This is a genomic window from Arthrobacter sp. MW3 TE3886, from assembly GCF_041262145.1.
Taxonomy (GTDB): Bacteria; Actinomycetota; Actinomycetes; order Actinomycetales; family Micrococcaceae; genus Arthrobacter.
Map to the genome: position 1 here is coordinate 689,036 of NZ_JBGCAN010000001.1, position 14,096 is coordinate 703,131.

Consider the following 14,096-nt stretch of genomic DNA (forward strand, 5'->3'; position numbering starts at 1 on the left):
TTGCCCAGTCTACCGCCGGGGCGCGTCGTCCGGGCCTGGCCGCGTGGCAGCGATGAGGTCCATCATGGACGCATGCAGCTGCCCGACCTGTTCGCGGGTCAGGCCGAGCCGGGCCATCATGATGCCAGGGACTTCGGTGGCCTGCTCCCGAAGGGCGGTTCCGCGCGGCGTCAGCCGGACATCCAGGGTGCGCTCGTTGCCTTCCATCCGCTGGCGGGTGATGAAACCGGCAGCCTCGAGCCGGCGCAGCAGGGGCGAGATGGTTGCCGGTTCCTGGGCCAGGGCCTCGCTGATGTCCCGGACCGACCGCGGGCTCGCTTCCCACAGGCACAACATGACGAGGTACTGCGGGTGGGTCAGGCCGAGCCTGTCCAGGACGGGTTTGTAAGCGCCCACGACGCTTCGGGAGGCCACCGTCAGGGCGAAGCAAAGCTGTTGTTCCAGCAGGAGATCGTCCAGTGCAGCCTGTGCTTCCTGTGCTTCCTGTGCGGCCGGGGAGTCCGGTGCTCCCGACCTCACTCGCTTGTCCTGGATTGCTGGGGTTCCCTCGGTCACACCGACTCCTTCGAATGATTAGTGCACTAATGATTAGCGTACACTGGGAGCATTGTCTTGTTCCCAGGAAAGGATAGCCATGGCCAAGGAGAATGCCGCCGAGAGGTTCATGCGGGCAACCGGTAAGTTGCGGGCGGTGTTCGGGCCGGCCAACCGCAGTTCACTCGGCCACGAGATGACCGACCAGAACCAGCGGCTGCTGGCGATGCGGCAGGCCGAGACGGAACAGTGGGAGACGCTGCACCGGCCCGATGGCAGCACCTATGTGGTGCCCCGGAACCCTGACGACAAATCCCTGCGCTAGATCCCTGCGCTGGATCCCTTTTGGCGGCACCCCACCCGGGCCATTTCCCGCCGTCGGGCGTAAAATGAGGGCACTGACACACCGCAGTGCAGCATCCTGAACCACCCGGGACGAGGAAAGGGGGTGGGACTAGTGACACGTGCTGTTAGGGCTTTCATGGACAAGACCGACAAGTTGAGGCTCCTGTTCGGGCCGGCAAATAGGGGCGACACCGCGGCGCCTGTAGTTCACCGGCATGACGACTTCGAGCACGCCTCGGAAGACGATCTGGCTGGCTTCGAGGTCGAGACGGACGCGCAGGGACACCACTACGCAGTCCGGAAGACGGATCTCTGGAAAGAAGAGGTCTGACGGGACCCGCTTCGCCGATTCCGGCGGTTCCGGGGGACCCGGGGGCGTTCTGGGCGGCCGCGTGGTAAGCGGCCGGGAACGTGGGAATTCGGCCAGGAGATGTGGGGACGCGGCCGACGACGTGCGGAGATGGGGAAGGGAGCGGCACCTGCCGCTCCCTTCCCCATTCCTGTTTGCTGCCTGTTTGCTGCCTGTGCGGTCCGGATTCCGCCCAGGTTGAGGTGCGCCTTAGCGGCCCGTGCCGCCGTAGACCGTGGCCTCGTCCTCGCTGTCGAGGTCAAACGCCCTGTGGATAGCGCGGACGGCATCGTCGAGCAGATCCGCGTGGGTCACCACGGAGATGCGGATCTCCGAGGTGGAGATCATGTTGATGTTAATGCCGGCCTCGGAGAGGGCCGCGAAGAAGCGGGCGGACACGCCCGGGTGCGAGCGCATGCCGGCGCCGATCAGCGAAAGCTTGCCGATCTTCTCGTTGTATTCGATGCTCTCAAAGCCGATCCGGTCCTGGGCGGCGTGCAGCGCGGCCAGGGCCTCGGCCCCCTCGACGATCGGGAGGGTGAAGGAGATATCGGTCCGGCCCGTGCCGTGGGTGGAGACGTTCTGGACGATCATGTCGATGTTCGAGTGCGCGTCCGCGATGACCTGGAAGATCGCCGCTGCCTTGCCGGGGATGTCAGGTACGCCGACAACCGTGACCTTGGCTTCGGACCGATCGTGTGCAACACCGGAGATGATTGGCTGCTCCAAGGCAACTCCCTCTTGAGTCGTGATCTTGTCGTCGGCGCCGGGCAGGACCCAGGTGCCTTCGTTCTGGCTGAATGAGGAACGGACGTGCAGGGGCACCCCAAAGCGGCGGGCGTATTCGACACAGCGCAGGTGCAGAATCTTAGCGCCGGACGCGGCCAGTTCCAGCATTTCCTCGCTGGAGATGCGGTCGATCTTCCGGGCCGACGCGACCACGCGCGGATCGGCCGTGTAGACGCCGTCGACGTCGGTGAAGATCTCGCACACGTCGGCGTCGAGCGCCGCGGCGAGGGCCACCGCCGTCGTGTCCGAACCGCCGCGCCCGAGCGTCGTGATCTCGTTCGTCGTGTGGCTCATGCCCTGGAACCCGGCCACAATCGCGATGTGCCCCTTGTCCAGGGCGGTGCGGATGCGGTGCGGGTCGACGTCGATGATCCGGGCCTTGCCGTGGATGCCGTCGGTGATCATGCCGGCCTGGGACCCGGTGAAGGACTGGGCCGAGGCGCCGAACTTGTTAATGGCCATGGCCAGCAGCGCCATGGAGATTCGTTCGCCGGCGGAGAGGAGCATGTCCATCTCGCGGGCGGGCGCGGAATCGGTGACCTGGCCGGCGAGGTCAAGGAGCTCATCAGTGGTGTCACCCATGGCGGAAACCACCACCACCACCTCGTCGCCGGCGTTTTGGGCGTCCACCACCCTCCGGGCGACGCGCTTGATGCCTTCTGCGTCCGCCACCGAGGACCCGCCAAATTTCTTCACGACAAGGTGCTTGGTGGCGGCGGCCGAGACGGGCAGCGTCTGCGATCCGGGCTGGACTTCGGTAGTGGGCAAACTCATTCGCGCACCCTCACTGGATCATCGGGGTTCTGGGCCAGGCAACCAAACGGCGCGACGGCGTAACTTCTCACCCCAGTTTATCGCCGTGCTGCCCGCGCCGTTGAATTGTGACCGAATGGCAGACACGCCCGGTCTGTCTCCACGGGACATGCCCAGTGCTGGGGGCAAAGGGTGGGCATGTTCACTGGTTCCGTGGGACATGCTCATTCTTGGCGGCCTGGAGTGGACACGAGGGCATTGTGTCCACTCCTGGGCGCGGGCGCTGGACATGTCCGCCGGGCCGGGTGGGGGAGTGCGGGCCAGGGGGCGGGCAGGTTCACCGTCGCCCGTGGGACATGCCCATTCTTGGCGGGCGGGAGTGGACATGAGGGCATTATGTCCATTGCCGGGCGCGGGCGCTGGACATGTCCATCGGGCCGGGTGGGCCGGGGTGTCGCTGCCGGTGGCTGCCACGAGTCCGTCAGCTCAGGGCGTTGCGGCGGCCCTCGAAGGCCCTGCCGAGCGTTACTTCGTCGGCGTATTCCAGGTCCCCGCCGACGGGCAGGCCGGACGCCAGCCGGGTGACGGCGATGCCGATCGACTTGAGCATCCGGGCCAGATAGGTCGCCGTGGCCTCGCCCTCGAGGTTGGGGTCGGTGGCGATGATGATTTCCTGGATGGCGCCGTCGTTGAGCCGGGTCAGCAGTTCACGGATCCGGAGCTGTTCCGGACCGATCCCGGCGATCGGATTAATCGCGCCGCCGAGTACGTGGTACCTGCCGCGGAAGGACCGCGTGCGCTCGACCGCCAGAACGTCCTTGGATTCTTCGACGACGCAGATCACCGTCGGATCCCGGCGCGGGTCGCGGCAGATGTTGCACAGTTCCTGCTCCGTCACGTTTCCGCAAACGGTGCAGAACTTGACCCGTTCCTTCACGGTGGTGATGGCATCGACAAGCCGTTTCATGTCCTGGGGATCGGCCTCGAGGATGTGGAAGGCCAGCCGCTGGGCTGACTTGGGCCCCACCCCGGGAAGGCGTCCGAGCTCGTCGATCAGCTCTTGAACTGCGCCTTCGTACACAATGTCCTCGTTCGTTTGGAGTGGGGCCGGTGCCAGCCGGCTGGGGGTCTGCTAGAAGCGGGGCGGCAGGGGGCTTCCGTCCAGGGAGCGTTCCTCCACCAGTTTCCCGCCCAGAATGCGTTCGACGGCGGCCCGGCCGAAGACGCCCGACTCCTCGATCGTTTCGTCGTCGGCGCTCGGGATGTCCTGTACGTAGACGGTGGTCGCGGCAGCAGCGCGGGCGGGGGCTTTCGCCCGCCCGGCCTCGGCCTCGGGGCTGTTCGACAGCCGCTGGTACAGGCTTTGCCGGCTCGTCGGGGCAGCAGCCTCCGGAACGGCGACCACCGCAACAGCCTCCGCAACGGCAGCGGGGGCCATCCGCGGCGCAGCAGGCTCGGCCACGGCCGCAGCCGCTTCGGCCCGGGCAGGGTGTTCCGAGGACAGTCCCGATGGCGCGGACACGACGCCGGCATACTCCGGGATCTGTGCCGCCGCCGGCTCGTAGTGCACCGGAGCCGGTTCGGGCTCGGGTGCCGCGGGCTCGACTTCCGGCGTCGGGTACCGGCCGAGGTTCGAATCTGTGCCGACCGTCCAGACGCCGGGTGACTGCTCGACGGCGCGGGCCCACGCGTCAGCCGACGCGTCAGCGCCTGCGGGCGAGGTCCCGGCCAGGGAGCGGGCAGGGTTGGATGCCTGCGCGGCCGGGGACTTGCGGGCAGGAGCCGCGGGCGCAGCCGCGGACTCGGCGCGGCGCGGCGGGGCGGCGGGTGACGGGTCCCAATCCAGCGGCGGTTCTTCGTCGAGCGGAGGTGCGTCCTCGTCCCGGGGCGGTCCCCAGTCGTCATCAGGGTCGGCATAGGACCCGGAAGGCTCCGAAGGGCCGTCCGATTCGGCTGCCGGCACGGCAGCGCGGACCTGGACCGCGGGGGCGGGCGCCTGCGGCTCCGCTGCCGGCCCGGCTGCGCGGACCCGGGCCGCGGGGGCGGGCGCGTGCGGTTCCGCTGCCGGCGCGGCTCCCCTGGGGGCCGGAGTGGGTTGCGCCGATGGCACCGGGGCGGCGGGAACGTGGGCCTGGGCAACCCCCGAGGGGACGGCTTCAGCAGTTTCGTTGTTCGGGGATGCCGGCTGCTGGGGTGCCGGGCTCAGGCCCCAGGCGACGTCGGCCGATGTTGCCTGCGTCGCAGACGATGCCGGGGTGTCCGGGCTAGCCGGCGCTTTTGGGTTTGGCTCAGAGCTCGCTGGGCTGTTGCTGCCGCCGGCCACGGCCCGGATCTGGCAATCGATGCCGATCGTCTTGTGGATCGCCTGCCGGAGGTTCTCAGCGTGGTCGGCCCGGCCGAAGGCACCCGCCAGCCCGGTGGTGGTGAACGCGAGGGTCAGGACGTGGTCTTCGAAATGGCCCACCTGGGCGTTGGGTTCCACCAGCGCCCAGGTGCTGCGTTTGATCTTGGTCAGCGTTTGCAGGATTTCGGGCCAGGCACGGCGCAAAACCTCCACGTCTGCTCCGGGGCCGGCGGCAGGGCCGGGAGCAGCGGCAGGCGCACTGCCCGGCTCGGCAGGTTCGGGCCGCGCAGGGATGGCGGGCGTGGGGGCAGGTGCCGTGGCGGCGGAAGATGCGGCGGCGGACGGGGCCGCCTCCGGTGTAGCCATACGTGCGGGCTCGGCTGCCGGGGCGGCAGCCACCGGGGCAGTCCCTGACGCGGGCAGGGACGGAGCCGCGGCTGCGGGACCTGCAGCGGGGGCGAGCCGGCTGGCCGCCGCGGGTTCGTCCACCGGCCAGTCGCTGGTGCTGACCCGTGGTGCCGTCAGCGGTTCACGGACGGGCTCGTCCCGCCGAGCGGGCGCGGTGGCCGCGGCTGGCGTCTGCTCGCCCCGGGGCAGGGCGGGTGGGGCGGTGGTGGCTGCGGCAGCCGGTGCCGCGTGTGACGGCGCGGCGGCCACGTGCGCTGCAGGCAGCTGTGGTGCGGCTGCCTGCTCCGTGGGTGCAGGCGAAACGGCGGCAGGTGCGGGGGCGCCGGCGAGGGGAGCTCCGACGTCGTTCCCGGCGTAGTTCAAACGACGCTCGACGCGGTCGATCCGGGCCGCGATGCCGCGCTCGGTCTGTTCGGAGCTGGGCAGCAGGATGCGGGCGCACAGCAGTTCCAGGTGCAGGCGCGGCGAGGTGGCCCCGGTCATGTCAGTGAGAGCGGTATTGGTGACGTCCGCGGCGCGGGAGAGCTCGGCCGCCCCGAGGTTGTGCGCCTGGTTCTGCAGCCGGGCGATCTGGTCCGCGGGCATGCCGCGGAGGATGGACTGGGCGCTTTCGGGCATGGCCTGGACGATGATGAGGTCGCGGAAGCGTTCCAGCAGGTCCTCGACGAAGCGCCGCGGATCGTGCCCGGTCTGGATGACGCGGTCCACGGCGCGGAACACCGTGGCGGAATCCGACGCGGCGACGGCCTCCACGACGTCATCCAGCAGGGACGCGTGCGTGTAGCCCAGAAGGGCGACCGCAAGTTCGTAGTCCAGTCCGTTTGGTCCGGCGCCGGCCATGAGCTGGTCCAGCACGGAGAGGGAGTCGCGAACCGAACCGCCGCCCGCGCGGATGACGAGCGAGAGCACTCCGGGCGCCACGGGGACGTTCTCCTGGGTGCAGAGCAGCTCCAGATATGCCATGAGTGGCTCCGGCGGCACCAGCCGGAAGGGGTAGTGGTGCGTGCGGGAGCGGATGGTGCCGATGACCTTGTCCGGCTCCGTGGTGGCGAAGATGAACTTGATGTGTTCCGGCGGCTCTTCGACGATCTTGAGCAGGGCGTTGAATCCGGCCGACGTGACCATGTGGGCTTCGTCAATGATGAAGATCTTGTAGCGGTCCCGGACGGGGGCGTAGGTGGCCCGTTCCCGGAGGTCGCGGGCGTCGTCCACGCCGCCGTGGCTGGCGGCGTCGATCTCAATGACGTCCAGGGAGCCCGAGCCGCCGCGGGCGAGTTCCACGCAGCTGGGGCACTTGCCGCAGGGGGTGTCCGTGGGGCCCTCGGCGCAGTTCAGGCAGCGGGCCAGGATGCGGGCCGAGGTGGTTTTGCCACAGCCGCGGGGGCCGGAAAAGAGGTAGGCGTGGTTGACGCGGTTCTTGCGCAGGGCCGTCATGAGGGGGTCAGTGACGTGCTCCTGCCCGATAACGTCCGCGAACGAATCGGGGCGGTATCGACGGTAGAGGGCGGTAGTAACAGTCACAGATAAACCCTACCAATCGGCACAGACATAAAAGACCCCTCATGCACCCGCCAGAGCCCGTTTACCCTTGCTACCTTCCGGTCCTGGGGGAGTTCAACAGGATGACGCCACATGAGGGGCCGTCAGCAATATTACCTGACGATTGGGTGTGCCTCGAATTGGCCCGGTTTGGCTCCTCATCCCTGGCGGGACATGCCCATTTTTTGTGGGCAGGAACGGGCTGGTTGGGGCTATGTCCAGCGCTCGGGCGGGCCGGTGGACATGTCCGGTGGTGGGAGTGGGCAGCGAGGGGCATGCCCATCTTTGGCGGGCAAGAACGGGGATGGGACAGGGCAGTGCGGGTAGGTGTGGGCTGGTTGGGCCATGTCCAGCCCTGGAGGGAGCTGTGGGGCATGTCCGGTGGTGGGAGGGAGCAGCGAGGGGCATGCCCATTCTTGGGCGGGAAGGAACGGGCTGGTTGGGGCTATGTCCAGCGCTCGGGCGGGCCGGTGGACATGTCCGGTGGTGGGAGTGGGCAGCGAGGGGCATGCCCATCTTTGGCGGGAAGGAACGGGCTGGTTGGGGCTATGTCCAGCGCTCGGGCGGGCCGTGGGGCATGCCCATTTTTGGCGGGCAGGAGTGGAGGTGGGACAGGGCAGTGCGGGTAGGTGTGGGCTGGTTGGGGCCCTGTCCAGCCCTGGAGGGGGCTGTGGGGCATGTCCAGTGGCGGGAGGGGGCAGCGAGGAGCATGCCCATTTTTCGCGCGAAGGTGTGGGCTGGTTGGGGCCCTGTACAGCCCTCGAGGGGGCTGTGGGGCATGTCCAGTGGCGGGAGGGGGCAGCGAGGAGCATGCCCATTTTTCGCGCGAAAGAGCGGGCTATTTGGCGCTATGTCCAGCCCTCAAACGGGCCGTGGGGCATGTCCCGCGGAGGAGCCGCAGGCGGGGGCGGGGAGGCTCAATTGGGCGAAGCTGGAAAGTTCAGGTATTCTAGTATCTGCTTTTGATTCAGAAGCAACTGGAGAATTCGCCTAGCGGCCTATGGCGCACGCCTGGAACGCGTGTTGGGTTAACGCCCTCGGGGGTTCAAATCCCCCATTCTCCGCGGTTGGCCCCGGTCCTCGGACCGGGGCCTTTTTGCGTTCCCGGGCCACCGCTGGCTCAGGCCCGGTAGCCCAGCCGGCGGAGCCGGGCCCGGGCAGCTTGCTCGCTCGGACCCGTCCGGCCCAGCGCCACATGCACCACGCCGAGCGTGACCCGGGTGGCCAGGGTTACCGGCAGCGGAATCGGGCCCAGCCGCGCGGTCCGCAGACCTAGAAGCTCGCGGTACTTGGGCTCGAGGCTTGCCACGGCGGCCGCGAACAGCACCCGGTAGCCAGGCTTGAGCGCGGGGTGCAGGGGTGGGTCGCGAATGAACGCCACCGTCTCGGTGACCCGTTCGTCACAGCGGAGCTCGCCGTCGTCGTACCAGCGGTCCAACTGCTGCCGCATTTCCGCTTCGCTTAGCGGCGGGGCCTCGACGCCCATCAGCCGGCCGGCCTGGGCCCACTCTCGGACGTAGGCATCCGGTCCGCCAGGAATCGGCCGTCCCCATAGCTTGTGGGCAGAGAGGAAAGCGTCTGTGAAGGCAATGTGAACCCACCGGAGCAGTTCGGGATCGTTGGCCGCGTAACTGCGCCTGATGCCGTGGCCGTCCACGAATTCTCCCCGCACCGTCCGGTGCAGCCGAAGGACCCAGTCCGACGCCGCCTTGGCCGTACCGGTGGAGCCATAGGTCACGGTGAAGATCCAACGGATCGTGCCAGCCAGCCGGCCCAGCGGGTCTTCGCGGAAACGGGAATGATCGTGGACTCCGGCCAGCGCGCCGGGATGGAGCGCCTGCATCAGTAGTGCCCGGATTCCCGCCACAATGGTGGGCATGTCCCCGTGCACGGCCCACACGGCCGAGCCGGGCAAGTGGTAACCGGCGTCGTCCCCCGCGGCGAGGCTTGGCACCCACTCGGGCACGGAATCGCGCGTCCCCGTGAACGTTTGTTTGAGTTCGGCCTGCCATTCCCTGAGGACATTGCGCATCCTCTATTCTTACCCGGCCCGGCGGCGCGCGGCACCTGCAACGGTGCGGAGAACTACTGGGCCGCCGCCGGCAAGCTACTGGGGACATCCGCGGATCGCCGGTTGGTCCCGCAAAAGGAGCGCGCTGACGGTTCACAGACCCGGCCGTCTGTGGTCACATAGGGAGGTAAGTCCGTGAAGATTGGGGTCTGGCGGACATATTGCGGGAGTCACGTCGTGGGAAAACACTGGGGAAACTCATCGAGTGAGCAGTCAGCGAGGGCACGGACGATTGCCGTGCGCTGCGTGTCCGGAGGCCTGTGCCTGTCCCTGGCCGTGCTGGCGTTCGGTGGCTTTCAGGGACTGAGCGCCTTTGCGTCCTACGGCGCGCCCACCGCTGTCCCGACGGCCGCCATGCCGCCCGTCGGGGACGTGGGACCGGAAGCCCTGGACCCGCTGGCCCACTCCGCGGCGACCGCGCCCGCGGGGACTCCCGGCACCGTCACCGCCGACGCCCAGGCGCTCGTGGCCTTCAGCCGGAGCACGGTGGACACGGCCACCCGGGAAGGGGTGCGCGGCGAGCTCAATGTGGCCTCGGCGGCCCTGAGCCGGCCCGCGCCGGGTTTCCTCATGGCTCCGCTGGAATCGCTGGTGCCATCGTCCCCGTTCGGGCTGCGCACCAGCCCCCTGACGGGATTTGCGGGCGAATTCCACTGGGGCCAGGACTTCGCGGCTCCCTGCGGCACGCGCGTGTACTCCGCCGACGCCGGTGTGGTGCGGGCCGTTGGGTGGCACCCATGGGGCGGCGGAAACCGGGTGGAAATCGATCACGGCAACGGTCTCATCACCACGTACAACCATCTGGAGGCGATCGCGGTCAAGAAGGGCGACTCAGTACGGGTGGGGGAAGTTATTGCCCGGGTAGGTACCACCGGATCTTCCACCGGCTGCCACCTTCACTTCGAAACCATCCTCAACGGCTCCCACACTGATCCGCGCGATTGGACATTGCTCCCCATCAAGCAGGTGGATCAACTCGGGCCCATCGAAATGACCAGCTACTCACCCGACGCCGATAAGGCCACCAATGCGGGGATTGGCTGGGCGATTCCTGTCCGGGAGGACCTGACCCACGTGGTGGCTGGCGGCGTTCAGGAACAGCCTGCCGCGGTGGCCGCCAAGCCAACGGCGAGTGCCTCACCTGCTGCTACCGAAGCCGCCGCCGACAAACCGTCGGCGACTCCTTCCGCCACCGCGACCCCGACCGGGAGTGCATCAGCGACGCCGTCGCCGTCGGCGACTGCAACCCCAACTCCGACGCCGACCGGGACTGCCACGACGACGGCACCTGCCCCGCCGACCGGGACGCCGACGACGCCCGCCGCACCCGCCCCGACGCCGTCGGCAACTGCCACGCCAACGCCGTCGGCAACTGCCACGCCAACGCCGTCGGCAACTGCCACCCCGACGCCGACGCCGACGTCGACGGGCACAGCCTCCGCCAAGCCATCAGCACCGTTGTCGGTCCCGCCGCCGGTGGCACCGCCGCCCTCCGCGCCTGCGTCGGCCTCCGCAACCGCGACGGAGGCTGCCGCCAAGACGGCCACCCCGGTGCCGGCCCCGATCACTGTGGAGCCGGACCCGGTCACCGCGCCAGCCGAAACGCCGAAGCCAAGGACGGCCACGCAGTCGGCCACCACGGCAGTGACAACAAAACCCTCGACGACGCCCAGCGGCTAGCCCCCGCCGCGCCCCCAGGCCGCCGTTCCGGCGCCCTGTCCGGGAGGCACACCCATACCCGCACGCCCCGGTGCCGAATAATGGAGTGACCAGTTCAGATTCCCTGCTCCGGACCATCGACACCGCAAGGACGCGCCCCATGACAGCTCTGCACTCCATTCCCCTGACCCTCATCGACGGAACCGAGACCGATTTTGGCCGTTTCAAGGGCGAGGTGGTCCTGGTGGTCAACGTGGCGTCCGAGTGCGGTTTCACACCCCAGTACGCTGGACTCGAGGCGCTGCACAACAAGTTCCGGGGCCAAGGCTTCCAGGTCCTCGGCGTCCCCTGCAACCAGTTCGCCGGGCAGGAGCCCGGCGGCGACGCCGAGATTGCCGAGTTCTGCCAGCGCAATTTCGGTGTGACCTTCCCGCTGACGGTCAAGGCCAACGTCCGGGGAAAGAACCAGCACCCGCTCTACGCCGAGCTCACCAAGTTCAAAACCGGAATCCTGCCCGGCCTCGTGAAGTGGAACTTCGAGAAGTTCCTCGTGAACCGCGACGGCGAGGTCATCGCCCGCTTTGCGCCCACCGTTGAGCCGGACGCGCCGGAGATCATCGAAGCTGTTCAGTCCGCCCTCGACTGACCCGACCGGCCCGGGGTCCAGAGGAACTCAGCCCTATCCCTAAGCATGCTTAGCGCCTAGACTGGCCGGACCCTCCAAACATTCCGGGCATCCCACGGCGCAATCAACTCTGGCCGCCGTCGGCAGTGTGGCCGGGTGTTCCTGCGGAGGGCGCATCAAAGAACTTCGTGAATCACACTAGGGCGCCCACCACGGGACCCGTGAAAGCAGGAGGAAATAGATGACAGGGAACAAAGCCGTTGCCTACAAGGGGCCGGGCAAGGTCGAACTGATCGACATTGACTACCCCACCTTCGAACTCAAGGACGGGCCGGGGGTCAACCCCGCCAACGTGGGCCGGCAGGTGCGCCACGGCGTAATCCTCAAAACCGTGGCCACGAATATTTGCGGCTCGGACCAGCACATGGTCCGGGGGCGCACCACGGCTCCCGCCGACCTGGTCCTCGGCCACGAGATCACCGGCGAGGTGGTCGAAGCGGGCCCGGATGTTGAATTCATCAAAGTGGGGGACATCTGTTCGGTCCCCTTCAATATCGCCTGCGGGCGCTGCCGGAACTGCAAGGAGCGCAAGACCGGCATCTGCCTCAACGTCAACCCCGACCGGCCAGGCAGCGCCTACGGCTACGTGGACATGGGCGGCTGGGTAGGCGGCCAGGCCAACTACGTCCTTGTGCCGTACGCCGACTGGAACCTGTTGAAGTTCCCGGACAAAGACCAGGCCCTCGAAAAGATGATGGACCTGACGATGCTCTCGGACATCTTCCCGACCGGATTCCATGGTGCGGTCACCGCAGGCGTCGGCGTCGGGTCCACCGTCTACGTGGCAGGCGCAGGGCCTGTGGGCCTGGCCGCGGCGACCAGCGCCCAACTCCTGGGTGCCGCCGTCGTGATTGTCGGTGACATGAACGCGGACCGCCTGGCACAGGCACGCAGCTTCGGCTGCGAGACCATCGACCTGAGTAAGGGCGGCCCTGCCGAGCAAATCGAGCAGCTCCTCGGCGTCCCGGAAGTCGATTGCGGCGTGGATGCGGTGGGATTTGAGGCCAAGGGCCACGGGGCCGGAGCACACGAAGCCCCCGCTACTGTCCTGAACTCGCTGATGGAAGTAACGGCCGCCGGCGGTGCCCTGGGCATCCCCGGGCTCTACGTCACCGGGGACCCGGGCGGCGTGGACGAGGCCGCGAAGAAGGGCTCGCTCTCGCTCAGCCTCGGAACAGGCTGGGCCAAGTCGCTCAGCTTCACTACGGGACAGTGTCCGGTCATGAAATACAACCGGCAGCTGATGATGGCGATCCTGCACGACAGGGTGCACATCGCCAAGAACGTCAACGCGAAGGCGATTTCCCTGGAGGACGCGCCGAAGGGCTACGCGGAATTCGACGCCGGCGCGGCGACGAAGTTCGTGCTTAACCCCAACGGGTACCTGAGCTAGCGGAAACCGTGAACCCGGCGGCACTGTCCGTCCCGCCCCGTTGACCCGGGGAATCGGGAGTGCCGCCGGGCGGCCGGGCCTTATATATGCCGACAAGTGCATGTGAGGGTGGGCCCACCTGTTAACGCCCACTTTTCCAATATGCCTGTCGCAGTTTTTACATTGTTTGCCTAATGTCTGGTTGGATAGTTGTTACTGAGAGGGACACTGGAGGCACCGCTTCCACCCAACCAAGAAGGCAGCAATGGAGCGCATCGAGGCCGAGCACCCCCGGCCACGTCATTTCCTACTTCACCTGAGCGACCCCCACTTGCTGGGGGGTCCGCAACCCCTGCACGGCGTCGTGGACAGCGAAGCCCTGCTCAGGCAACTCTTCGAGGAGGTCCATGCCTCGGGGGCACGCCCCGAAGCCGTGATCTTCACGGGCGACCTGGCTGACCTGGGGGAACCCGAAGCGTATGCCAAGCTCCGCGCCATCGTGGATCCGGCGTGCGAGGCCTTGGGGGCCAAGGTCATCTGGGCGATGGGCAACCACGACGACCGGGCCAATTTCCGGGCCGGGCTCCTGGACCAGGCCGACAATGACGCGCCACTGGACCACAGCTACTTCGTCAACGGGCTGCGCATCATCACCCTGGACACCTCGGTGCCCGGCTTCCACCATGGCGAATTGAGCCACGACCAGCTGGACTGGCTCGCTGCTGAGCTGGCCACACCGGCCCCGGACGGGACCATCCTTGCCCTGCACCACCCGCCGGTCCCGTCCGTGCTGGATCTTGCCGTGCTCGTGGAGCTCCGGGGCCAGTCGGCGCTTGCCGGCGTCCTGCGCAATTCCGATGTCCGCGCCATCCTGGGCGGCCACCTGCACTATTCGACGACGGCAACGTTCGCGGGCATCCCCGTGTCCGTGGCTTCAGCCACCTGCTACACCCAGGACCTGAACGTTCCTGTCGGCGGCACCCGAGGCCGCGACGGCGGGCAGGCGTTCAACCTGGTCCACGTCTACGAACACACGATCGTGCATTCCGTGGTGCTGCTCGGCGACACCCCGGCGGTGGGGGAGCTGGTCTCTCCCGAGGAAGTCCAGCGCCGGCTCGCGGCCGCAGGGATCTATATTCCTGAAAAGGCCAAGCTTGAGGCCCCGTCCCGGACGCCGGCGCACCGCAGGTACACCACCCTGAACTGATTCACTCCCTGGCTGACGCGGCGCCCGCTTTGGTCACGGTT

At 67.8% G+C, this 14,096-nt stretch carries 11 protein-coding genes, 1 tRNA gene and 1 other RNA gene; 7 read left to right on the plus strand and 6 right to left on the minus strand.

Features of this window, described 5'->3' with window-relative positions; genetic code table 11:
- Window positions 1-9 precede the first annotated feature (9 nt).
- Window positions 10-459, minus strand: coding sequence for a MarR family winged helix-turn-helix transcriptional regulator (locus ABH915_RS03250; protein WP_370124922.1), 450 nt, complete (start codon window positions 457-459; stop codon window positions 10-12).
- Window positions 460-634: 175 nt separating this feature from the next.
- Between ABH915_RS03250 and ABH915_RS03255 the strand changes: the two genes are divergently transcribed.
- Both ABH915_RS03255 and ABH915_RS03260 read left to right on the plus strand, forming a co-directional pair.
- Complete coding sequence (locus tag ABH915_RS03255; RefSeq protein WP_018774395.1) at window positions 635-859, plus strand: hypothetical protein; 225 nt, start codon at window positions 635-637, stop codon at window positions 857-859.
- 156 nt (window positions 860-1,015) lie between these two features.
- Window positions 1,016-1,210 carry a hypothetical protein gene (locus tag ABH915_RS03260; protein ID WP_043466742.1) on the plus strand — a complete coding sequence of 65 codons (195 nt, stop codon included), beginning with the start codon at window positions 1,016-1,018 and terminating at the stop codon, window positions 1,208-1,210.
- 228 nt (window positions 1,211-1,438) lie between these two features.
- Here the strand turns inward: ABH915_RS03260 and ABH915_RS03265 are convergent, their stop codons facing one another.
- From ABH915_RS03265 to ffs, 4 genes are all read right to left on the minus strand, one after another.
- Window positions 1,439-2,791, minus strand: a complete 1,353-nt coding sequence (locus tag ABH915_RS03265; RefSeq protein ID WP_018774393.1) for an aspartate kinase — start codon at window positions 2,789-2,791, stop codon at window positions 1,439-1,441.
- Between the two features lie 460 nt (window positions 2,792-3,251).
- Complete coding sequence (gene recR, locus ABH915_RS03270) at window positions 3,252-3,851, minus strand: recombination mediator RecR (RefSeq protein ID WP_018774392.1); 600 nt, start codon at window positions 3,849-3,851, stop codon at window positions 3,252-3,254.
- A gap of 51 nt (window positions 3,852-3,902) precedes the next feature.
- Window positions 3,903-7,043 (minus strand): DNA polymerase III subunit gamma and tau, encoded by a 3,141-nt coding sequence (locus ABH915_RS03275; RefSeq protein ID WP_370117733.1) that lies wholly within the window; start codon window positions 7,041-7,043, stop codon window positions 3,903-3,905.
- A 27-nt stretch (window positions 7,044-7,070) separates the two neighbouring features.
- An RNA gene (ffs, locus tag ABH915_RS03280) (signal recognition particle sRNA small type) lies at window positions 7,071-7,167 on the minus strand.
- Window positions 7,168-8,040: 873 nt separating this feature from the next.
- On the opposite strand from ffs, the gene ABH915_RS03285 reads away from it, so the two are divergent.
- Window positions 8,041-8,125: transfer RNA gene (locus tag ABH915_RS03285), tRNA-Ser, on the plus strand.
- 56 nt (window positions 8,126-8,181) lie between these two features.
- On the opposite strand, the gene ABH915_RS03290 is transcribed toward ABH915_RS03285, so the two are convergent.
- Complete coding sequence (locus ABH915_RS03290) at window positions 8,182-9,093, minus strand: oxygenase MpaB family protein (protein WP_370117736.1); 912 nt, start codon at window positions 9,091-9,093, stop codon at window positions 8,182-8,184.
- A gap of 285 nt (window positions 9,094-9,378) precedes the next feature.
- Here ABH915_RS03290 and ABH915_RS03295 point away from each other — a divergent pair, with 285 nt between their 5' ends.
- From ABH915_RS03295 to ABH915_RS03310, 4 genes are all read left to right on the plus strand, one after another.
- Window positions 9,379-10,812, plus strand: coding sequence for a M23 family metallopeptidase (locus tag ABH915_RS03295; RefSeq protein ID WP_370117738.1), 1,434 nt, complete (start codon window positions 9,379-9,381; stop codon window positions 10,810-10,812).
- 139 nt (window positions 10,813-10,951) lie between these two features.
- Complete coding sequence (locus ABH915_RS03300) at window positions 10,952-11,437, plus strand: glutathione peroxidase (RefSeq protein WP_018774387.1); 486 nt, start codon at window positions 10,952-10,954, stop codon at window positions 11,435-11,437.
- 220 nt (window positions 11,438-11,657) lie between these two features.
- Window positions 11,658-12,869 (plus strand): formaldehyde dehydrogenase, glutathione-independent, encoded by a 1,212-nt coding sequence (gene fdhA, locus ABH915_RS03305; RefSeq protein ID WP_370117741.1) that lies wholly within the window; start codon window positions 11,658-11,660, stop codon window positions 12,867-12,869.
- 244 nt (window positions 12,870-13,113) lie between these two features.
- Entirely contained in the window at window positions 13,114-14,055 is a 942-nt protein-coding gene (locus tag ABH915_RS03310; RefSeq protein ID WP_370117743.1) for a phosphodiesterase, read from the plus strand.
- The last annotated feature ends 41 nt before the right edge of the window (window positions 14,056-14,096 follow it).

Coding starts and splice junctions, on each gene's coding strand:
- ABH915_RS03260 (WP_043466742.1), top strand. CDS start 1,016: ATGGACAAGACCGACAAGTTGAGGCTCCTGTTCGGGCCGGCAAATAGG.
- fdhA (WP_370117741.1), top strand. CDS start 11,658: ATGACAGGGAACAAAGCCGTTGCCTACAAGGGGCCGGGCAAGGTCGAA.
- ABH915_RS03300 (WP_018774387.1), top strand. CDS start 10,952: ATGACAGCTCTGCACTCCATTCCCCTGACCCTCATCGACGGAACCGAG.
- ABH915_RS03290 (WP_370117736.1), bottom strand. CDS start 9,093: ATGCGCAATGTCCTCAGGGAATGGCAGGCCGAACTCAAACAAACGTTC.
- ABH915_RS03255 (WP_018774395.1), top strand. CDS start 635: ATGGCCAAGGAGAATGCCGCCGAGAGGTTCATGCGGGCAACCGGTAAG.
- ABH915_RS03265 (WP_018774393.1), bottom strand. CDS start 2,791: ATGAGTTTGCCCACTACCGAAGTCCAGCCCGGATCGCAGACGCTGCCC.
- ABH915_RS03310 (WP_370117743.1), top strand. CDS start 13,114: ATGGAGCGCATCGAGGCCGAGCACCCCCGGCCACGTCATTTCCTACTT.